General features: G+C 68.3%; 23 protein-coding genes. 12 read left to right on the plus strand and 11 right to left on the minus strand.

The window, feature by feature from the left end:
- The first annotated feature begins 3 nt into the window (after positions 1-3).
- Positions 4-1,359: a YibE/F family protein gene (locus OG206_RS16500; protein WP_327116724.1), complete on the plus strand. Its 1,356-nt coding sequence runs from the start codon at positions 4-6 to the stop codon at positions 1,357-1,359.
- Between the two features lie 65 nt (positions 1,360-1,424).
- Here OG206_RS16500 and OG206_RS16505 read toward each other — a convergent pair whose 3' ends face one another.
- The 4 genes from OG206_RS16505 to OG206_RS16520 all read right to left on the minus strand — a co-directional run bounded on the left by OG206_RS16505 (position 1,425) and on the right by OG206_RS16520 (position 3,756).
- Positions 1,425-1,862 (minus strand): SsgA family sporulation/cell division regulator, encoded by a 438-nt coding sequence (locus OG206_RS16505; RefSeq protein WP_327116726.1) that lies wholly within the window; start codon positions 1,860-1,862, stop codon positions 1,425-1,427.
- A gap of 101 nt (positions 1,863-1,963) precedes the next feature.
- A complete protein-coding gene (locus tag OG206_RS16510; protein ID WP_327116728.1) occupies positions 1,964-2,731 on the minus strand; it encodes an IclR family transcriptional regulator in 768 nt (255 codons plus the stop codon).
- A 319-nt stretch (positions 2,732-3,050) separates the two neighbouring features.
- Positions 3,051-3,260: a DUF5326 family protein gene (locus OG206_RS16515; RefSeq protein WP_327122296.1), complete on the minus strand. Its 210-nt coding sequence runs from the start codon at positions 3,258-3,260 to the stop codon at positions 3,051-3,053.
- Positions 3,261-3,438: 178 nt separating this feature from the next.
- Positions 3,439-3,756 (minus strand): cupin domain-containing protein, encoded by a 318-nt coding sequence (locus OG206_RS16520; RefSeq protein WP_327116730.1) that lies wholly within the window; start codon positions 3,754-3,756, stop codon positions 3,439-3,441.
- Between the two features lie 78 nt (positions 3,757-3,834).
- On the opposite strand from OG206_RS16520, the gene OG206_RS16525 reads away from it, so the two are divergent.
- The 5 genes from OG206_RS16525 to OG206_RS16545 all read left to right on the plus strand — a co-directional run bounded on the left by OG206_RS16525 (position 3,835) and on the right by OG206_RS16545 (position 7,737).
- The gene (locus tag OG206_RS16525) at positions 3,835-4,212 is read left to right on the plus strand and encodes a phage holin family protein (protein WP_327116732.1); all 378 of its coding nucleotides are present in this window, start codon (positions 3,835-3,837) and stop codon (positions 4,210-4,212) included.
- Between the two features lie 74 nt (positions 4,213-4,286).
- Positions 4,287-5,411, plus strand: coding sequence for a cystathionine gamma-lyase (locus tag OG206_RS16530; protein WP_327116734.1), 1,125 nt, complete (start codon positions 4,287-4,289; stop codon positions 5,409-5,411).
- Between the two features lie 259 nt (positions 5,412-5,670).
- Positions 5,671-6,567 carry a LysR family transcriptional regulator gene (locus tag OG206_RS16535; protein WP_327116736.1) on the plus strand — a complete coding sequence of 299 codons (897 nt, stop codon included), beginning with the start codon at positions 5,671-5,673 and terminating at the stop codon, positions 6,565-6,567.
- 52 nt (positions 6,568-6,619) lie between these two features.
- A complete protein-coding gene (locus OG206_RS16540) occupies positions 6,620-7,099 on the plus strand; it encodes an NUDIX hydrolase (RefSeq protein WP_327116738.1) in 480 nt (159 codons plus the stop codon).
- A 125-nt stretch (positions 7,100-7,224) separates the two neighbouring features.
- Positions 7,225-7,737 (plus strand): DUF2269 domain-containing protein, encoded by a 513-nt coding sequence (locus OG206_RS16545; RefSeq protein WP_327116740.1) that lies wholly within the window; start codon positions 7,225-7,227, stop codon positions 7,735-7,737.
- Here the strand turns inward: OG206_RS16545 and OG206_RS16550 are convergent.
- Entirely contained in the window at positions 7,637-8,881 is a 1,245-nt protein-coding gene (locus OG206_RS16550; protein ID WP_327116742.1) for an MFS transporter, read from the minus strand. The two genes, OG206_RS16545 and OG206_RS16550, sit on opposite strands and share 101 nt — an antisense overlap.
- Before the next feature lie 139 nt (positions 8,882-9,020).
- Here OG206_RS16550 and OG206_RS16555 point away from each other — a divergent pair, with 139 nt between their 5' ends.
- From OG206_RS16555 to OG206_RS16565, 3 genes are all read left to right on the plus strand, one after another.
- The gene (locus OG206_RS16555) at positions 9,021-9,479 is read left to right on the plus strand and encodes a MarR family winged helix-turn-helix transcriptional regulator (protein ID WP_327116744.1); all 459 of its coding nucleotides are present in this window, start codon (positions 9,021-9,023) and stop codon (positions 9,477-9,479) included.
- Between the two features lie 192 nt (positions 9,480-9,671).
- A complete protein-coding gene (locus OG206_RS16560) occupies positions 9,672-10,124 on the plus strand; it encodes a GNAT family N-acetyltransferase (RefSeq protein WP_327116746.1) in 453 nt (150 codons plus the stop codon).
- A 46-nt stretch (positions 10,125-10,170) separates the two neighbouring features.
- Positions 10,171-11,334: a winged helix DNA-binding domain-containing protein gene (locus tag OG206_RS16565; protein ID WP_327116749.1), complete on the plus strand. Its 1,164-nt coding sequence runs from the start codon at positions 10,171-10,173 to the stop codon at positions 11,332-11,334.
- A gap of 224 nt (positions 11,335-11,558) precedes the next feature.
- On the opposite strand, the gene OG206_RS16570 is transcribed toward OG206_RS16565, so the two are convergent.
- The gene (locus tag OG206_RS16570; RefSeq protein WP_327116751.1) at positions 11,559-12,938 is read right to left on the minus strand and encodes a serine hydrolase domain-containing protein; all 1,380 of its coding nucleotides are present in this window, start codon (positions 12,936-12,938) and stop codon (positions 11,559-11,561) included.
- Positions 12,939-13,169: 231 nt separating this feature from the next.
- Between OG206_RS16570 and OG206_RS16575 the strand changes: the two genes are divergently transcribed.
- Positions 13,170-13,850, plus strand: coding sequence for an adenylate kinase (locus tag OG206_RS16575; protein ID WP_327116752.1), 681 nt, complete (start codon positions 13,170-13,172; stop codon positions 13,848-13,850).
- Positions 13,851-14,529: 679 nt separating this feature from the next.
- Here the strand turns inward: OG206_RS16575 and dnaB are convergent.
- The gene (dnaB, locus tag OG206_RS16580) at positions 14,530-15,987 is read right to left on the minus strand and encodes a replicative DNA helicase (protein WP_327122297.1); all 1,458 of its coding nucleotides are present in this window, start codon (positions 15,985-15,987) and stop codon (positions 14,530-14,532) included.
- 476 nt (positions 15,988-16,463) lie between these two features.
- Here dnaB and OG206_RS16585 point away from each other — a divergent pair, with 476 nt between their 5' ends.
- A complete protein-coding gene (locus OG206_RS16585; protein WP_327116754.1) occupies positions 16,464-17,801 on the plus strand; it encodes an MATE family efflux transporter in 1,338 nt (445 codons plus the stop codon).
- A 225-nt stretch (positions 17,802-18,026) separates the two neighbouring features.
- Here the strand turns inward: OG206_RS16585 and rplI are convergent, their stop codons facing one another.
- From rplI to rpsF, 4 genes are all read right to left on the minus strand, one after another.
- Positions 18,027-18,473: a 50S ribosomal protein L9 gene (gene rplI / locus OG206_RS16590; protein ID WP_327116756.1), complete on the minus strand. Its 447-nt coding sequence runs from the start codon at positions 18,471-18,473 to the stop codon at positions 18,027-18,029.
- Between the two features lie 18 nt (positions 18,474-18,491).
- Entirely contained in the window at positions 18,492-18,728 is a 237-nt protein-coding gene (gene rpsR, locus OG206_RS16595) for a 30S ribosomal protein S18 (protein WP_003967857.1), read from the minus strand.
- Positions 18,729-18,771: 43 nt separating this feature from the next.
- The gene (locus OG206_RS16600) at positions 18,772-19,398 is read right to left on the minus strand and encodes a single-stranded DNA-binding protein (protein WP_327116758.1); all 627 of its coding nucleotides are present in this window, start codon (positions 19,396-19,398) and stop codon (positions 18,772-18,774) included.
- 71 nt (positions 19,399-19,469) lie between these two features.
- On the minus strand, positions 19,470-19,760 hold the full coding sequence (gene rpsF, locus OG206_RS16605) for a 30S ribosomal protein S6 (protein WP_006604399.1): 291 nt from the start codon (positions 19,758-19,760) through the stop codon (positions 19,470-19,472).
- A gap of 285 nt (positions 19,761-20,045) precedes the next feature.
- Here rpsF and OG206_RS16610 point away from each other — a divergent pair, with 285 nt between their 5' ends.
- Positions 20,046-20,402 carry a hypothetical protein gene (locus OG206_RS16610; protein WP_327116761.1) on the plus strand — a complete coding sequence of 119 codons (357 nt, stop codon included), beginning with the start codon at positions 20,046-20,048 and terminating at the stop codon, positions 20,400-20,402.
- Positions 20,403-20,418: the final 16 nt, after the last annotated feature.

The raw sequence follows: 20,418 nt of genomic DNA on the forward strand, positions 1-20,418 counted from the left end.
CGAGTGACGTCCCCCGGAATCGCTCCCGAACCGCACGCCCCCGCGTCTGGCAGCACGCAGAGTCATGCCCACGCCCATACGCACAGCCACGGCCCCGCAGCGCCCGTCTCGAAGCACCTGCGCAAGGTCATCGCGGCCGTGGTGATCCCCTTCGCCACGGCCGTCCTGGTCGGCCTCGTCGCGTTCTGGCCGGACGGGGCACCCGCCCACGAACGCACGGGTGTCGGTTTCGATCGGCAGACCCAGGAGGGCACGGTCGTCGAGGTCGCCAGGGTCGACTGTGCGGACGTCAACGCCTCCCAGGTCCCCCCGACCGGAGACACCTCCACGCCATCCGGCAGAGAGGCCGTCAACGAGCAGTCGGGGCAGTGCAGGAAGGCCACCGTCGAAGTGACGACCGGCGAGGACGCGGGCCGCAGGTTCGTCGAGATCATCCAGCCCGACGCCACCCGGCAGCTGGAGGAGGGACAGGGCGTGGTCGTGGCCTACGCCCCCGACGCGCCCCGCGATCTGCAGTATTCGGTGACGGACGTGGACCGTACGGTCCCCATGGCCCTGCTGGCAGGGATCTTCGCCCTCGCGGTGGTCGTGGTGGGGAGGCTGCGCGGGCTGATGGCGCTGATCGCACTCGCCGTCTCGTTCGCCGTGCTGACGCTGTTCATCCTGCCGGCGATCCTGCAGGGCTCGAATCCGCTGGTCGTCGCGGTGATCGGGGCCAGCGCCATCATGCTGATCGCCCTCTACACCTGCCACGGGCTGACGGCCCGTACGTCGGTGGCCGTCATCGGCACCCTCATCTCGCTGGTGCTGATCGGGCTGCTGGGCTCGCTCTTCATCGGCTGGGCGCACCTGTCGGGCAACACGGACGACAACACCGGTCTCATCCACGGCCTGTACCCGGACATCGACATGAGCGGTCTACTGCTGGCCGGTGTGATCATCGGTTCGCTCGGTGTGCTCGACGACGTGACCGTCACGCAGACGTCCGCGGTGTGGGAACTGCACCAGGCGGACCCCACGATGGGCGTACGGAGGCTCTACCGCGCGGGCATCAGGATCGGGCGCGACCACATCGCCTCGGTCGTCAACACCCTCGTGCTCGCCTACGCGGGCGCGGCTCTTCCCCTGCTCCTGCTCTTCTCGATCGCCCAGAGCAGTGTGGGCACCGTGGCCAACAGCGAACTGGTCGCGGAGGAGATCGTCCGGACACTGGTCGGCTCGATCGGGCTGGTCGCCTCGGTGCCGGTGACGACGGTGCTCGCGGCCCTGGTGGTCTCCGCGGACCGCACGGTGCCCGGCGCGGGAACCGGAGTTCCGGCACCCGCGCGGACCGGGAGAGGACGACGTCGCAAGACGTGATCCGGGGGCGCCGGACACGTGGCCCCGGGGCGGCCGGTGTTCGATGGCCGGCCGGACTTCTCGGCTCAGCCGGCGTTCTGTTCCTTCGCCAGGATGCGGCCCAGAGCCTCTTCCAGATTGCCGTCGAAGTCACTCAGCGTGTGCTCCTGTCCCAATGGCACCAGCTTGTCCGTCCGGTCGAGAAAGGCCACAAGAGGTGCCGTACCGGCCCGAAACAGCGCGCGGTCGGCGCCGACCTGCAGGCGGATGTGTACGTCCGAAAGCCCTTCGGGCTCGGTCGGGCCGATGTGCACATCGCCGTCACCGCTGGGGCTGTTGAGACCGTCGAGCAGCAGCTCACGGCCGAACGCCCAGGTGACGGGGGCGTCACCGGGCAGATGGAAGGTCATCCGGATCGCATACGGGTCACTGACCTCGTACCGAAGCTCCACCGGAATACGGAAGGAAAGCTCCTCGGAGACGAGGAAGCTCATCATGACCTCTGCTTGAACCGACTCGCGCATCGTTCAACCCCGCAGTAGATGAATCTGGCCAGGAATGATCCCCCATGGCCCTATTGACGCCATCGTGGTGCACGCGCTAGCAGATCACAAGGAGTGATTTTTCAGATACTGATAGAGAACACGAACGAGCGCAAGAGCGCGGTCACTTCGCAGCGTAGTTGTTCGATTGCAGCGAGCAACCGTTCCTCTTGGTGCAGGGGGAGAGATACAGCCATGGCCGCCACGGCGGATCCGACGGTGATCGGGATGGCCGCACACACCGTTCCGATGGCGTACTCCTGGCGTTCGACGACCGGTTCCGAATGTTTCATCGCCCTGAGCCGGGCCAGGAGCGTTTGACGGTCACGTACGGAGTAACGCGTCAGCGGCCTCACGGGATACCGGTCGAGATGGTCCTCCCGCGCACGCTCGTCGAGCTGGCCCAGCAGACACTGCCCGATCGCGTGGGCATGGCCGGTCTCGCGGAACGCGACCCACTCCCGTACGGCGGGAGCGGAGGGCGAATCGGCGACCGCGATCATCTCGATCTCGCCCTCCCGGTACAGGGCGCAGTACACGGGGGCGCCGACGACCTCCGCCCAGTGCGCGAGGGAGTCGACGATCACCCCGGGACGCGGGGTGGCGGGGCCACCGCCCAGCCGCTCGGCGGCCGCGCCGAACAGGAAGACACCGTTCTCCCGTCGGAGATAGCCCTCATGGGTCAGGGTGCGCAGCAGGTGGTAGGCCGTGGGGAGGGGAAGACCGGCCTCCCGGGCGAGCTGCTTCGCCGGCGCCCCGTCCCGGTGGGTGCCCACAGCCTCCATAAGTCGCAACGCCCGCTGGACCGAACCGATCAACGTCGGTACAGCGGTACTCGATGCCGTGGTCACAGGTCGCCCCCAGGCATGGTGACGGGCTGTCAGCCCTCCCGTGGGGGCCGCCCCCACGGGCCCGCCGCGAGACTGGGGTCCTGAGACCGGACGGTCGCACAAACCACTGGGCAGGATGGTGACGAGCCGTCATTTCCCAGCTGGCGGCAGCGGTACGTCACTGTATCGGCACGATCTGCCACGGGAAGGTTTTCGTCCCGGACTTAGCTCCGCTGGGCTAACGCCCGGCCCATGGCCACCTGCCCGCGCCCGAACCCGGCGCCGGCCGGGAACCGGCGGTCGCACGGCCAACCCCTGCCGGCCGGCCGCCGCGGCCCTTCTACCAGTCGCTGCGCGAGGACGAGGCCATGAACTTCCGCACGACGAAGATCAGGCCACCCACCAGGACCACGAAGACCAGAGCCTTGAACAGCAGACCGATGACGAATCCGATCACGCTGGCGATCAAGCCCCCGAACACGACGATCGCGATGAGAGGCACCGCGACCCACTTCACCCACCAGGGCATCCCCGCGAAAATCTCCCGCACCGCCATCGCCGCTACCTCGTCTCCGTGAGTTCCTGCCTCGATGCTAGAGGCGCCGGGGGCACCGGCGGGGGGCCGGGAGCCCTTGGAGTCCCCTGAACGATCCCCTAGGGAATCGCGGTGGCCGCGGGGCGGCGTTCCCCAGGGGGGCCGGCCGGATGGACCTCGGAAGGGGCGCCGCTCAGGCTTCCGGGGGCGAGAACACCACCATCACGCGGAGGTCCTCCGTGATGTGGTGGAACTTGTGGGCCGTCCCCGCCGGTACGTACACCACGCTCCCCCTCCCCACCTGTGTCGTCTCCATGCCGACGGTGATCGAGGCGCGACCGCTCACGACGAGGTACACCTCGTCCTGCTTGTGCGGCTGCTGGGGGTCGAGCGCTCCGGCGTCCAGGGCGTAGAGGCCCACGGACATGTTGCGCTCCCGGACGAACTGCAGGTAGGCCCCGTCGTTGGCGGCACGTTCCGCCTCCAGCTCGTCCAGCCTGAATGCCTTCATCGTGCGTCCGCCCCTCGTGCCCGTACTCGTCTGTCCCGTCGGTGCCCGTCACCGATCACGTCTGCCACGATCAGACACATGAAGAATTTCGTAGTCAAGACGCTCGCCAACGCGGGTGCTCTGGCCGTGGCCATCTGGCTGCTCCAGGACATCACGCTGACCGGCGACGACACCGGGCGCGAAGTGCTCACCCTGATACTCGTGGCGCTGCTCTTCGGGCTGGTGAACTTCGTCGTCAAGCCGGTGGTGAAGCTGCTCACCCTGCCCCTGTTCATCCTGACGCTCGGGCTGATCACTCTGGTCGTCAACGCCCTCATGCTGATGCTGACCTCATGGCTGGCCGATGTCGTCGACCTGAACTTCCATGTCGACGGTTTCTGGACCGCCGTCCTGGGCGGCCTGATCATCTCGGTCGTGTCGTGGGCACTCAACGTGGTCCTCCCCGACGAGGACTGAACCCTCGCCTGATGGCACAGTGCGGAGCGGACCGGTGGACACCGGTGGATGCCCGGGAGAACAGAGGAACGAACATGAGCACCATGGGCGACGGAACACGGGCCGTACGAGCGGGTCTGCCCGAACCGGAGCAGTACGAGCCCACACTTCCGGGTCCCGTCTTCGCCGCGCACTTCCACCTGTCCGGGGAGCCCGTCGGCCCCTACACGTACGGCCGGGACACGAACCCGACCTGGACCCATCTCGAACGGGCCATCGGCGAGCTGGAGGCCCCGGGGGAGCAGGCCGAGACCACGGTCTTCGCCTCGGGCATGGCCGCCGTCTCGGCGGTACTGCTGTCCCAGGCGCGCACAGGCGACGTGGTGGTCCTGCCCGACGACGGATACCAGGCGCTCCCCCTGGTGAGGGAACAGCTCGAGGCGTACGGCGTCGAGGTCCGGACGGCGCCGACCGGCGGTGACGCCCAGCTGGAGCTCCTGGAGGGTGCCAAGCTGCTGTGGATCGAGACACCGTCCAACCCGGGGCTCGATGTCTGTGACGTACGCAAGCTGGTCGAGGCGGCCCACACGGCGGGCGCACTGGTGGCTGTCGACAACACGCTCGCCACACCGCTCGGACAGCGCCCCCTCGAACTGGGGGCGGACTTCTCGGTGGCCAGTGACACGAAGGGCATGACCGGTCACGGGGACATCCTGCTCGGCCACGTGACCTGCCGGGACCCCCGGCTCGCCGCGGAGGTGCGACGCTGGCGCAAGGTGGTCGGCGCGATCCCCGGCCCGATGGAGGCCTGGCTCGCCCACCGGTCACTGGCCACGCTGCACCTGCGGATCGACCGGCAGTGCGCGACCGCCCTCACCCTGGCCCAGGCGCTCTCCGAGCGCGCGGACGTGACAGGGCTGCGCTACCCCGGACTGCCCGGTGACCCGTCCTATCCGACAGCCGTACGGCAGATGCGGCGCTTCGGGTCGGTCGTCTCCTTCGAGCTGGCGGACGAACAGACCGCGGAGCGTTTCCTGGCCGCCCTGCGGCTGGTCGACGACGCGACCAGCTTCGGCGGCGTCCGCTCCACCGCGGAGCGCAGGGCCCGCTGGGGCGGGGACGCCGTGGCCGCGGGCTTCGTGCGGTTCTCCGTCGGCGCCGAGGATCCCGCGGATCTGCTCGCCGACGTCGAGAGCGCGCTGGACGCCGCCGCACACTGACCGCCTGCCGATGGCCCTGACAGGACCGGCCCGGGACTGGGCGTCCCCGTCCACCGGACCGGTCCTGCTGGGGACGAGCGGTCCGAGTCTCCCCCCTCGTGACTCGGACCGCCCCGGTTCCTCGTGAAGAACCGCTTCGAAAAGGCTAGTTGACTGTGCGTCAGTGTCCAATCACAGTAGCGGCAGCGACCTATCGACATATTTATCGTTGTGGCGGACGGGCGGACGGGCGGACGGACCGGGCGGGCAAGGGGGGACCATGGACCTGGCGTTGTTGCGCACGTTCGTCACAGTGCACCGGGCCGGGTCGTTCACCAGGGCCGCGGCGCTGCTCGGCCTGTCCCAGCCCGCCGTCACCTCGCAGATCCGCACCCTGGAACGGCAGCTGGGCCGCCCCCTCTTCCTGCGCAGGGCCCGCGGCGTCACCCCGACCACCGTGGGCGACGAGCTCGCCCACCGGGCCGCTCCGCACCTGGACGCACTGGTGGACATAGTCGAAGCCGGCCTGGACGACGAGTCGGGCGTACGGACGCTGCATCTGGCGGGCCCTCCCGAGTTCACCTCGCTGCGCGCCATGCCCGCCCTGGCCCCCCTGGTCTCGCAGGGACTCGCGTTGCGCGGCACCTTCCTGGCGAACGCCGAGGAAGCGCTGGAAGGACTGTCTGCCGGACACCACGATCTGGCCATCACGACGGCGCGCCCGCGGGGCGGTCTGCTGACCTCCACGACGCTCTGCGACGAGGAACACGTACTCATCGCGGCACCGCGCTGGGCCGGGCGGCTGGGGCCGGGAGCCCTGAAGCACAAGGGACCCGTCCTGCTGGAGCAACTCCCCGTCGTCGAGGTGCACGAGAGCCTTCCCCTGGTCTCGCGCTACTGGGCGGCCGTCTTCGACAGCCGCCCCGCAGCTTCCGCGGCAGTCATCGTTCCCGACCTGCGCGCCGTGCTGGAATGCGCCGCGGCCGGCACCGGTCTCGCGGTGCTGCCCCGCTACCTCTGCGCGAACGCGCTGGAGCGCGGCGAGATCGTCGCGCTGCTCGACCCTCCGGTACCCCCGCTCCGCACCTATTTCCTCATCGCCAGGACCGGCACACTCGGCCTCCCGCACATCGCGCGGGCGCACGAGTGGCTGACGCGCGCTGCCGTGGACTGGTGACCGGTCTGCCGACAGGAGTTTCAGATCGACCTTCCTGGGCCACTCTCTTGCCATGACCGAACGTCCTGTGGTCAAGCGCACAGCCCGAGCCGTCCTGCTGGACGGCAATGACCTGATCCTCATCAAGCGCACGAAGCCCGGGGTCGACCCGTACTGGGTCACGCCGGGCGGCGGAGTCGAGGAGGAGGACTCCTCCGTCGTCGAGGCGCTCCACCGCGAGATCGACGAAGAGCTCGGCGCCAAGGTCATCGATGTCGTGCCGTGCTTCGTCGACACCGTCGAGCACATCGTCGGCGATGGCGTCAAAGGCGTGAAGGTGCAGCACTTCTTCGTCTGCCGGCTGGCATCGATGGACCTCTCGCTCCGTCACGGTCCGGAGATCGACGAACCCTGCGGGGAGTACGAGATCGTGCGGGTGCCCTTCAGCCGTGTCGGCATCGCGGCGGTGCACCTGGTGCCGCTCTCGTTGCGTCACTATCTGGACGGCAACATCGAGGGAGTACGAGCCCTGCACGCCCCCGACCTGGGCTGAGCCTTCTCACCGCGGCCCGAGCCCGACCGGCGCGGGTGGGGTCCGTCGTGTACGCCGAGGCCAGTAGACGTGAATACTCCCGCCGCCGGATGACCCCGCGTCCCGCGCTTGGCACCGTGTTTCACGTGAAACCACTCAAGCGCCCAGTGCGCCGAAGCATGCTCGTCGCCCATGTAGCGGTGTCCGTGGGCTGGCTCGGCCTCACCGTGTGCCTGCTGGCTCTCGGCCTCGCCGCGTTCCTCACCGACGACACCACGATGGCGACGGCTGCCACCCGCGCGATGAAGGTGCTCGCCGACTGGCTCGTGACGCCGGTCGCCCTGCTTTCCCTTGTCAGCGGGCTGATCCTTGCGCTCGGCACCCCATGGGGCCTGGCCAGGCACCGATGGGTCTGGGTGAAGTTCTGGCTGACACTCGTCACCGCCGGGCTGTCGGTCTTCTTGCTCCGCCCGGGCATCGACGAGGCCGCGGCGCGGGGTGCGACCGACATCGATCTCGTCATCGCACCCTCGGTGGCCACGGCCACGTACCTCTTCATCACCGCGATATCGGTACTGAAGCCGTGGGGCCCGACCCGCCGCGGCCACCTCCTGCGACGGTCTCGGGAGACCGGCCGACGGCCAGCGGGTCCCGGGTGACCGTGCGGCGCTCCAGCATGCCGGAGAACGCCGCAAGGAGGAGCGCCGAGCCGGCGAGTACGGCACCGACCCAGTTGGGCGCGGTGTAACCGAACCCTGCGGCGATGACGATGCCTCCGAGCCAGGCCGACAGCGCGTTGCCCAGGTTGAAGGCCCCGATGTTGACGGCCGAGGCCAGGGTCGGCGCACCCGCCGCCTGGTCGAGGACCCGCTTCTGCAGCGGCGGGACGGTCGCGAAGCCCAGGCCACCGATGAGGACGATGGTGATCGCTGCCCCGACCTTGTTGTGCGCGGTCAGAGTGAACAGGGCCAGGACCACGGCGAGAGCGCCGAGGGACACGTACAGCATGGGCATCAGGTGTCGGTCCGCGAACCGGCCGCCGAGCAGGTTGCCGCCGACCATTCCGAGCCCGAAGAGAACCAGCAGCCAGGTGACGGACGAGGTCGCGTATCCGGCGGTCTCCGTCATCATCGGCGTGATGTAGGTGATCGCCGCGAACACCCCTCCGAACCCGAGCACCGTCATCGCCATGGCGAGCAGCACCTGGACGTTGCGGAACGCGGCCAGCTCGTGCCGGATCCTGACACCTCGGGGCTTCGGCTGCTCGGGCACCAGCTTGGCGACGCCGGCGAGCCCGAGGGCTCCCAGGCCGGCGACGACCAGGAACGTGAGCCGCCAGCCGAAGTTCTGCCCGATGTAGGTCCCCAGCGGCACACCGACGACATTGGCGACGGTGAGGCCGGTGAACATCATGGCGATGGCGCCGGCCTTCTTCTGCGGCGCCACCAGATCTGCCGCCACGACGGATCCGATGCCGAAGAAGGCCCCGTGGGCGAGAGAGGCGATCACCCGCCCCGCGAGCATCACACCGAACGTCGGAGCGAGCGCGGAGACGACGTTGCCCACGATGAACAGCCCCATCAGAACCATCAGCATGCGCTTACGAGTCACCCGGGTGCCCAGCACCGTCATCAGCGGAGCACCGAGAACCACACCCAGGGCGTAGCCCGTGACCAGGAAGCCGGCGGTCGGAATCGAGACGTGGAAGTCCGCCGCGACATCAGGGAGGAGTCCCATGATCACGAACTCTGTCGTCCCGATACCGAAGGCCCCTATGGCCAGGGCGAGGAGCGCGAGCGGCATGAGTGCCACCTTCCGAGAGATTGCGTCTGCGCTTTACGAGCGCTCACAATAATTGCAGGCGCAGGTTAATTGCAAACGCGGGCTATTGCGTGCGTGCCCTATCCTTGAGGCAAGCAGCTCCCGCACGGAGGGAAGACCCATGACAGCGACGGATCCCGCACTGACGGCCCTGGCTCAGAGCTGGTGCGCCCTCTCTCTGCTCCACGGAAAGATCGAGGCGCGGATCGAGCGGGCGCTGCAGTCCAGCCACGACCTCAGTGCGCGAGAGTTCTCGCTGCTCGACGTCCTGAGCCGCCAGCACAGCGGCACGGGAGGACATCTGCAGATGAAGCAGGTGGCCGACGCCGTGGTGCTCAGCCAGAGCGCCACCACCCGGCTCGTCACACGACTCGAGGACCGTGGTCTGCTCACCCGCTACCTCTGCGACACCGACCGCCGGGGCATCTACACGGATGTCACGGACGCGGGTCTCGAACTTCTCGGCGAGGCAAGGCCCACCAACGACACCGCGCTGCGCGCCGCTCTGGACGAGGCCGCCGAGAACCCGGAGCTCGCTCCGCTCGTCCGGACGGTCGAAGCACTCAAGGTGCCTGCCTGAAGCACGACACGCGCAGGGCGGCCTGTCCCCAGGTCCCTGCGCTCGAACTGACCGGGTGCGCGCGATGAGCGCCTGAACCGACCTCCTGAACGCGACGCGCGCTTCGGGTTCAACGGTCCGGGCCCACCCTCCCCGGAACCCGCGGCGCTCAAGGTCCTCTCCTGGGCCGGTGAGTTGCGTACTCTGCCGATCATGAACGATCTCGTCATACGCCCTGCCGCACCCACGGACATCCCGGCCGTCGTGGCCATGCTCGCCGACGACCCGCTGGGAGCGCAGCGCGAGTCCCCGGACGACCTCGCCCCCTATCACGCCGCCTTCCAGCGGCTCGCCGGCGACCCGAACCAGCATCTGGTCGTGGCCGTGCGCGAGGGCCGTGTCGTGGGGACACTGCAGCTCACCGTCGTTCCCGGACTGTCGCGCCGCGGGGCCACCCGCTCCCTCATCGAGAGTGTCCGCGTCCACGCCGACGAACGGGGCAGCGGTCTCGGCACCCAGCTGATCCAGTGGGCGGTCGACGAATCCCGCCGCCAGGACTGCCAACTGGTACAGCTGACCTCGGACGCCACCCGCCTGGACGCCCACCGCTTCTACGAGCGGCTCGGCTTCACGGCGAGCCATGTGGGGTTCAAACTCGCACTGTGAATCCGTAGGACCCGGGAAGTCCCCGCCTCCAAGAAGGCAGGCACACATGTACCGCATCGACGACGAGCAGCGCAGAAGCAGACTGGGGCGACGTCATCTGCTGGCAGCGTCCGTGCGCACCGACTCGGTCGTGGCCGTGGCGGACGCCTTGGTGGCCCTGCACGCGACTGACGCCGCGACGCTCCATCTCTCCGTGTGCGCGCGCCTCTCCGACCCCGGGACGGCCGTCGTGGAGCGGGCGCTCTACGAGGACGTCGCGCTGGTCCGTCTGCTCTCGATGCGGAACACCCTGTTCACGGTGTCCACGGACGTCGCACCGTTCGTCGACGCGGCGAGCGCACGCGCAGTGGCAGCCAAGGAACGCCTCAAGCTCCTCAAGCATCTGCGGGAGGACGGCAACGGCCTGGACGAGCGGTGGCTCGCCGCCACGGAGGCCGAGACGCTCACCGCTCTGGCCACCCGAGGGCAGGCGACGGGAAGCGAGCTCTCCGCTGTCGTACCGGCCCTGCGTACGAGGATCACGGTCTTCCCGGGCACGAGGCAGGAGTCGGTGCAGGGGGTCGCCTCGCGCGTCATCAGAGTGCTCGCCGCGGACGGTCGGATCCGACGCGACCGGCCACGCGGTTCATGGACCTCCAGCCAGTTCCGCTGGACGACCGCCGAGCCATGGCCCGCGTCGGAGCCCGCCGCAGCACGGGCGGAGGTGGCCGGACGCTGGCTGCGTTCCTACGGTCCGGCCACCGAGGGGGATCTGAAGTGGTGGACGGGCTGGGGCGTCCGGGACACGCGTGCGGCTCTGGCCGCCGCCGGCGCGCAGGAGGTACTGCTCGACAGCGGGGCCGTGGGCCTGGTCGCCCCGGGTGATCATGTCCCGGAACCGGCACCGGAGCCTTGGGCGGCTCTGTTGCCCGGCCTGGACCCCAGCGCGATGGGCTGGGCCGACCGCGGCTTCCATCTGTCCGCCGATCATCGCGCCGTGCTCTTCGACCGAGCCGGCAACGTCGGCCCCACGGTGTGGTGGAACGGCAGGATCGTGGGCGGCTGGGCCCAGCGTGCGGACGGTGAGCTGGTGTGGCGACTCCTGTCCGACGTGGGCGAAGAGGGCTCCCGACTGATCGAGGCAGAGGCTGCCCGGCTGTCGGCATGGGTGGGCCCCGCCCGGGTCACTCCCCGTTTCCGCACCCCGTTGGAGCGCGAGCTGACGGGTTGATCCCCCCTGCCCGCCCGAGGGACGTGCGCGCATGCTCCCGGGCCGCGGCACGGGTCCGGGCGGACCGCACAGGGAGCAGGGGCCCCGGGCGCGAGGGCTGAGGACGGTGGGCCCGCGAGCTGAGGGCAGCAGACGTGGGCGCCGAGGGCACGGATACGGCCGGCGAAGGGTGCGTGACTACGGCGCGGTGGCCGGCGTTTCACGTGAAACGCCGGCCACGCCCCTCAGGTGGCGAGACCTCGCCAGCCTCCTTCGTCCACGCCGCCGGGGACGTCCGCGCCCCGCTCGTACGGCTCCCGCGTGAAGGCGAACGACCCGAGGTCCAGGTGATCGACCGTGCCGTCGGCCGCGCGCACGACTCTGAGGGTCTCCCCCGCGTAGTAGCCGTTCAGGCCCGTCCACGTCCCGTCGGTGCGCGCCCGGAACCGGGCGGAACGACCGGGCCCGCGCAACGGCACAAGTTCCAGACCTCGGTCGGCCAGTAGCTTCAGGCCGTAGACGTGAGTGCCCCAGTACCAGGGGCCCGTGAGCGCGAGCAGCTCTTCGTCGAACTCTGGGAGCGGGCGCCACGGTTCGGGAATCCTCGGCTCGGCGTCCGCGACGATCTGCAGGAGGTCCGCAGCGATCGAACCCGTGAGCGGACCGGAAGTGGCATTGGAGAGCACCACCACAGCCACATCGTCCTCGACGCTGAACCACAGAGCGGCGACGAAGCCCGGCAGCGATCCCGAGTGACCCAGAAGCGTGCGGCCGCTCCGTCGCACAGCCTGCAGACCGAGTCCGTAAGTGGCGGCCCATTCGCCTGCTTCGAGCGGCGCGGCCGGGGCACGCATCTCCTCGACCGAGGAGGCCCGCAGTACACGCTCGTCGCCCCGGGCCATGAAGGAGGCGAAGCGGAGAAGATCGGTGGTGGTCGACCAGAGCTGGCCGGCCGGAGCCATGAGCCCGAGATCCTCGGCCGGCTCCGGCAGCATGACGTCCGCCCACGGATGGACGGCCCAGCCTCCGGCGTGCGGGGCCCGAGCCTCAGGAGTCGTACGGTCCATCCCGAGAGGTTCCAGGACCTCCCGGCGCAGTACGTCGGCCCAGGGCGCTCCCCGGAGCTTCTCCACGAGTGAACCGAGCAGCGTGTAACCGGGGTTGGAATAGTGGTGGCCGTGGCCCGCGGGATGCATCAACGGCTTCTCGCCCAGCACGTCGGCCAGTCCCGGCCGGGTGTCTCCCGGCGTCCTCTCCCACCACGGAGCGGGCGTCTCGGCCCCCAGACCCGCGGTGTGACCGAGCAGCTGGAACACGGTCACCTGGCCCGCGTCAGTACCGGGCAGGTACTTCTCCAGAGGGTCGTCCAAGTCCAGCAGGCCCTCGTCCCGCAGCCGCATCACCAGCACCGCGGTGAACGTCTTGGTGATGGAGCCGATCCGGAACTGGGTGTCGCCATCGGGGGCATGGCCCTCCACACAGCTCCGGGCACCGCTCCAGGCGATCCGGCCGTCCCGCTGCACCGCGGCGACGAGCGAAGGAGTCCGCCCTTCGGACTGCGCGGTGGCCACACGATGGAGCAGGGCACGTCGAGTGCCGGGGAGCAGGGATTCGGAAGAGTTCATGCCCAAGGATGGCCCGTACGGCGATCATCCGGCTAACCGTTTCCCGTGCGCCTCGAGTCCCGGGGCGGACGCGGCAAGGGCCAGGCGCCCGGCTGCTGTGATCGGCCCGCAAGCCGGTTGTGGCGCGGCCTGCCGGGCTGGGATGCTCCCCGGGTGCCGTCCACTTCGTCACGGCGCCCGGCCACTTCGATCCCAGGAACTGTTCACGCATGACGAAGGGACACCTCATCGATGCGCATCCTTCTGATCGGTCCGCCCGGAGCGGGCAAGGGCACGCAGGCAGTGCGCCTCGCCGCGCATCTGTCGATCCAGCACATCTCCGCCGGTGACCTGTTGCGCGAGCACATCGACCAGGGTTCCGAGCTCGGGCGGAACGCCCACACGCACATGTTGGCCGGTCTTCTGGTGCCGGACGAGGTCACGATCGAGGTGATCGAAGAGCGCCTTGCCCGCGCGGACACCGTGCGGGGATTCCTGTTGGACGGCTTCCCCCGCAATCGCTTCCAGGCAGAGGCTCTGGACGGCATCCTGGCAGCCTCGGAGTCGAGGCTGGATGCCGTGCTCGACCTGGAGATCCCCGAGGCCGAGGTGGTCAGGCGTATCGCCGGGCGGCGGCTGTGCCGTCAGGACCGCAGGCACATCTTCCACGTCGAGTACAGCCCGCCTGAGGTGGCAGGACGCTGCAACCTCTGCGGCGGTGAGCTGTACCAGCGCGACGACGATCTCGAGGCGACTGTGCGCAGGCGGCTGGAGGTGTACCGCAGCGAGACAGCGCCTGTCGTCGACCACTACAGGGCACAGGGCCTGCTGACCACCGTCTCGGCCGTCGGCCGGGTCCAGGAGATCCTGGACCGCGCGCTGGCCGCGATCGGCCGCGGCCAGGACGAAGCCCCGGACCCGCCTCGGAGTTGAGCGCTTTGGCCCTTCGGGTGCCGGCTCTCGCCCCTGAGGACCGGCTCCGCTGTACCGCGCTTGTCGGCACTACACCAGATGTGCCGACGACAGGCACCGGCTCTGCTGGATCTGGTGGTTCTGGCGGTTCCGCACCTACGGCGCGGATCAAGAGGCCCTTAAGGCGGCTGTAGGTTCTCGCTTTCGGTGTCTTATCGCGACGCTGTGACCTGCAGGTCTTGGCGGTGTCTCACGCGGGTTGGCATGGGTGCTGTCTCACGGCCATGTGGGTCTTCGGAGCCGTCCCGGCTCACCGGCAGGACTGCCAGGAATCGCGCAAGTCGGTGCCGCGCGTATGGGCCGGTGACATCCAGCCCCTGCACCCACACACTGACAAAGAACACCGTCGGAGCCACTGGTCGCATTCGGCAGGAAGCACGGCAAACTATCCCGGCAGAGGGCTTCCTGCTGGAGGGCGTGTGCGAGTTCAGGGATCTGAAGCGCTGTGAACCGCAAGGACGTCGCCCGGAACTCTGCGCTGTCGAGGCCGCCCAGGTCGTGGGGAGCACACCAGCAACGCTTTCACTCGAACGAGCCACGGCAGCGACCTGCGAATCTCGGCTCAGTGTCGGATCCGACTTCGATCCGACACCGACCGTGAGATTCCGACACGAAATTGGAGCCGCTACACAGCGGCGCCTCAGGTCTGCGCCATGTCCACGAACCGCGAGTAGTGGCCCTGGAACGCCACGGTGATCGTCGCCGTCGGACCGTTACGGTGCTTGGCGACGATCAGGTCCGCCTCGCCCGCGCGCGGCGACTCCTTCTCGTACGCGTCCTCCCGGTGAAGCAGGATCACCATGTCGGCGTCCTGCTCGATGGAACCCGACTCACGCAGGTCGGAGACCATCGGTTTCTTGTCGGTGCGCTGTTCGGGGCCACGGTTCAGCTGGGAGAGCGCGATGACCGGCAATTCCAGCTCCTTGGCCAGGAGCTTGAGATTTCGGGACATGTCCGAGACCTCCTGCTGACGGCTCTCGGCCCGCTTGGCGCCACCGGACTGCATCAGCTGCAGATAGTCGATGACCACCAGCTTCAGATCATTGCGCTGCTTCAGGCGACGGCACTTCGCCCGGATCTCCATCATGGACAGGTTCGGCGAATCGTCGATGTAGAGCGGAGCGGCGGAGACGTCGGGCATGCGCCGGGCCAGCCTCGTCCAGTCCTCGTCGGTCATAGTGCCCGACCGCATGTGGTGCAGCGCCACGCGTGCCTCGGCGGACAGCAGGCGCATCGCGATCTCGTTACGCCCCATTTCCAGGGAGAAGATCACGCTCGGCAGATTGCTCTTGATCGAGCAGGCACGGGCGAAGTCCAGGGCCAGTGTGGACTTACCCATGGCCGGGCGGGCCGCGATGACGATCATCTGACCGGGATGCAGGCCGTTCGTCAGGGCATCGAGGTCGGTGAAGCCCGTCGGCACACCCGTCATCTCACCGCTTCGGGACCCGATGGCCTCGATCTCGTCGAGAGCCCCTTCCATGATGTCGCCGAGCGGGAGATAGTCCTCGCTGGTGCGCTGTTCCGTGACGGCGTAGATCTCGGCCTGGGCCGAGTTGACGATCTCGTCTACGTCGCCGTCTGCCGCGTATCCCATCTGCGTGATCTTCGTACCGGCTTCGACCAGGCGGCGGAGCACCGCCCGCTCGTGGACGATCTCCGCGTAGTACGAGGCATTGGCCGCTGTGGGGACGGACTGGACCAGGGTGTGCAGATACGGAGCTCCGCCGACCTTGGTGATCTCGCCGCGCTTGACCAACTCGGCCGCGACGGTGATGGGGTCGGCCGGCTCCCCCTTGGCGTAGAGGTCGAGGATCGCCGTGAAGACGGTCTCGTGGGCCGGCCGGTAGAAGTCGTGACCCTTGATGATCTCCACGACGTCGGCGATGGCGTCCTTGGAGAGCAGCATGCCGCCGAGCACCGACTGTTCGGCATCGAGATCCTGCGGAGGCACCCGTTCGAAGCCGGCCGATCCGCCGTCCCAGCCGCTCTCGCGGCCGCGCTCGTGTTGCTCGTCGCGCCCCTTGCCCTCTCCGCGGCGCTGACGGGACACGGGCAGACGGTCACTGGGACCGACGTCGGCCCAGGGATCGTCCAAAGGCTCGGGAATGCTCACCGGGCCACCTCCTCCCGTCCGCGTCGCGGACCTAGCCGTGCCACTCTTTCTTACGGCACGGCACCGACAAACAAGACGCCCGACTCCGGTTCCGGCGCGTCTGGTTCTGCGGTTTTCCGAGCCGAGACGGAGTGCGGGCGCCGCACCACGGTAGGCCCGTCGGCACCGTCAGCCAATCTGGTTATCCACAGGGCATGTGGACGACGGACCAGATGCTGTGGAGAACTCGGCAGAACCTGTGCACGGACCGGGGGACAGCACTGTGGACAAACTCATACCGGATCCCTTGCACCCCCTGTGAACTGGCCTTTCTCCGTCCACGGGCTGTGGGAGAGAAAAACTTTTGCCCTCAGCTCAAGATCACCGTAACCAGCCCCCGAGAGCCGTCGTTGCTGCGACTTAAGTAAGGACTCCATAGGGTTTGCATCTCTTACCTGTGGAAGATTAGATTGACCCCCATGACCCAGGCCCCCGCCGACCGGCGGCCGTCCCGCCGCAGACATGATCGCGAGATCATCGCGCTCGCCGTCCCCGCCTTTGGCGCTCTCGTCGCGGAGCCACTTTTCGTGATGGTCGACAGCGCCATCGTCGGCCATCTCGGCACTCCTCAACTGGCTGGCCTGGCCATCGCGGCGGCTCTGCTGACCACCGCGGTCAGCATCTTCGTCTTCCTCGCCTACGCCACCACCGCTGCCGTCGCCCGCCGCGTGGGCGCGGGAGATCTCGCTTCCGCCATCCGGCAGGGCATGGACGGCATCTGGCTCGCCCTTCTCATCGGCGTGGTGGTGGTCGCGCTCACCCTTCCCCTGGCTCCATGGCTGGTGAATGCCTTCGGTGCGTCCGACACCGCAGCACCGTACGCCAGCACCTACCTGCGGATCTCCAGCCTGGGCATTCCGGCCATGCTCATCGTCCTGGCGGCCACCGGAGTACTGCGCGGACTGCAGAACACCCGCACACCCCTCTACGTCGCAATCGGCGGATTCGCGGTGAACGGCGCCCTCAACCTCGCCCTCGTCTACGGTGCCGGCCTCGGGATCGCAGGGTCCGCGTGGGGAACGGTCATCGCCCAGGTAGCGATGGCGGTCGTCTACCTGATCGTCGTCGTGCGCGGAGCGCGTAAGCACGGAGCCTCGCTCCGTCCAGACCTGGCGGGCATCCGCGCCAGCGCCCAAGCGGGTATCCCCTTGCTGGTCCGCACCCTTTCCCTACGGGCAGTCCTGCTGATCGCCACACTGGTGGCCGCACGACTCGGCGATACGGACATCGCCGCACACCAGATCATCCTGTCGCTCTGGAGCCTCACGGCCTTCGCGCTCGACGCGATCGCCATCGCGGGCCAGGCCATCATCGGCCGGTACCTGGGAGCGAGCGACACAGAGGGCGCCCGGGAGGCCTGCCGCAGGATGATCCAGTGGGGAATCGCGTCAGGGGTGGTACTGGGTCTGTTGATCGTGCTCGCCCGGCCGCTGTTCGTCCCCCTGTTCACCAGCGACAACGATGTACAGCACACCCTTCTCCCCGCTTTGCTCGTGGTGGCACTCTCCCAGCCGATCTGCGGTGTGGTCTTTGTGCTGGACGGAGTCCTCATGGGGGCGGGGGACGGCCGATACCTCGCCTCGGCCATGATCCTGACCCTGGCAGTCTTCGCTCCGTTCGCGCTCCTCGTCCCCAGCTTCGGAGGCGGTCTCACCGCTCTCTGGTGGGCCATGACGCTGATGATGGGAGTACGGCTGGTGACACTCTGGCTGCGTGCGCGTTCGGGGCGCTGGATCGTCACCGGCGCCACGCGCTGAAGCATGTACGGTCCCGGCACGTTCGTTTCACGTGAAACCGGTCTGTGCCTGTTAGCCCCTCGCCCACCAAGCACCCAGCCCCCTGTATATCCGGCTGCACTCAAGGCGGGCAGTCATCTCTCTGCCCGTTTCACGTGAAACGGGCAGTCTTGCCCATTCACACGACACGACGAAGGGCCGCACCCAGGGGTGCGGCCCTTCACCTAGCTCTGCTGAGCTGTGCCCTTAGGCAGCAACGACCTCGATGCCGAGCTTCGCGGCAACGTCGGGGTGCAGCCGGACGGACACCTGGTGTCCGCCAAGCGTCTTGATCGGCGAGCCGAGCTCGACGCGACGCTTGTCGACGTCCGGGCCACCGGCAGACTTGATCGCCGAAGCGATGTCGGCCGGGGTGACGGAGCCGAACAGACGGCCGGCGTCGCCGGAGCGAACAGCCAGCCGGACCTTGACGGCCTCGAGCTTGGCCTTGATCTCGTTGGCCTGCTCGATCGTCGCGATCTCGTGGATCTTGCGGGCGCGGCGGATCTGCGCCACGTCCTTCTCGCCACCCTTGGTCCAGCGAATGGCAAAGCCACGCGGAACCAGGTAGTTACGGGCGTACCCGTCCTTGACGTCCACGACGTCACCTGCGGCACCGAGGCCTGTGACCTCGTGGGTGAGGATGATCTTCATGATTCGGTCACCCTTCCCTTATCGCGCGGTGGACGTGTAGGGCAGCAGCGCCATCTCACGGCTGTTCTTGACTGCCGTGGCGACGTCACGCTGGTGCTGCGTGCAGTTGCCGGTGACGCGGCGGGCACGGATCTTGCCGCGGTCGGAAATGAACTTCCGCAGCATGTTCGTGTCCTTGTAGTCCACGTACTGGGTCTTGTCCTTGCAGAACGCGCAGACCTTCTTCTTAGGCTTGCGCACAGGCGGCTTCGCCATGGTGTTTCTCCTGTGTGATCAAGAAGTGGGGGTACGAGCAGCCCTAGAAGGGAGGCTCGTCCGAGTAGCCGCCGCCAGAACCACCAGATCCGCCGGAACCGCCGGAGCTTCCGCCCCAACCGCCTCCGCCGCCCTGCTGGCCCCCGCTCTGCTGACCGCCGGCAGGCGCGCTGGTGGCCCACGGGTCGTCGGCGGGAGTACCGCCGCCGCCCTGCTGGCCACCGCCACCGGGACCGCCGCCCCAGTTGCCGCCGCCCTGCTGGCCACCGCCGTATCCACCCTGGCCGCCACCCTGGCCACCGCGACCGCTGGTCTTGGTGACCTTGGCCGTGGCGCTCTTCAAACTGGGGCCGACTTCCTCGACGTCCAGCTCGTAGACCGTGCGCTTGACGCCCTCACGGTCCTCGTAGGACCGCTGCTTCAACCGGCCCTGCACGACGACGCGCATGCCTCGCTGAAGCGACTCCGCGACGTTCTCCGCCGCCTGACGCCAGACCGAGCAGGTGAGGAACAGGCCTTCGCCGTCCTTCCACTCATTGGTCTGCCGGTCGAAGATGCGGGGAGTGGACGCGACACGGAACTTCGCGACCGCCGCACCGGACGGGGTGAAGCGCAGCTCGGGGTCGTCGACGAGATTGCCGACGACCGTGATGACGGTCTCGCCTGCCATGGGTGAACCTCTCGGCGGGGATTGCTTCTGGCTGCTTGCTACTCGAACCCGGGAACCACTGAGCTAGATGCTCAGTGGGTCTCGGGACGGAGGACCTTGGTCCGGAGGACCGACTCGTTCAGGTTCATCTGTCGGTCGAGCTCCTTGACGACCGCAGGCTCGGCCTGCAGGTCGATGACCGAGTAGATGCCCTCAGGCTTCTTCTTGATCTCGTAAGAGAGACGACGACGGCCCCAGGTGTCGACCTTCTCGACCTTTCCGTTGCCCTCACGGACGACGGAGAGGAAGTTCTCGATCAGCGGGGAGACAGCTCGCTCCTCGAGATCGGGGTCGAGGATGACCATCACTTCGTAGTGACGCATGTGGAACCCACCTCCTTTGGACTCAGCGGCCACGGTCGTTCCGTGGCAGGAGGGTCGTGATGCGTAAGCAACAGTGTCTCCGAGTAAAACAGCCGCCACTGACAGCGCCCGTCTTCGATGATCGAGGGGAGCTGCTGTGCTGGCTCAAGGCAGACACGGGTGCAGACCGTACAGAGTACCCGCAGACGGGCTTCCGGTTGAAATCCGGTGTTCAGGGCGCACAATCGAGACAGTCGCGGTGTGATCGGCACAACATCGCACCGCTCTTCTGCCAGGAGGTGCTCCATGGCGCAGACAATGCGGTCCCCCGGCGGCCGAACGGCTCCCAGCCGCGTGGCCAACGCCCGTCCCGCCACCGGTTCGCTGTTCGCCACGGACGGCAGGCCCCATCCGCTCCAGGAAGCGCTGATGGCGGTCACAGGGGTGCTGGGCATCCTCGCCTTCGTGGCGGCGCAGTTCCACAGCCTGCACCTGCTCAGCTCGTGGGCGGGCCTGATCGGCGTGCTGGTGGGCGCCTACGGGCAGTACCACTCCAAGACCACCTGGCAGCGATTCGGCTTCATCATGGGCATGGGCTCCGCCGCCGTCGGTTTCTACCTCGGGATGGCGCACGGGGGCCTCTTCGGCGGCGTCATCACCTGACCGGCAGAACCTCCGG

The organism is Streptomyces sp. NBC_01341 (assembly GCF_035946055.1).
Classification (GTDB): Bacteria; Actinomycetota; Actinomycetes; order Streptomycetales; family Streptomycetaceae; genus Streptomyces.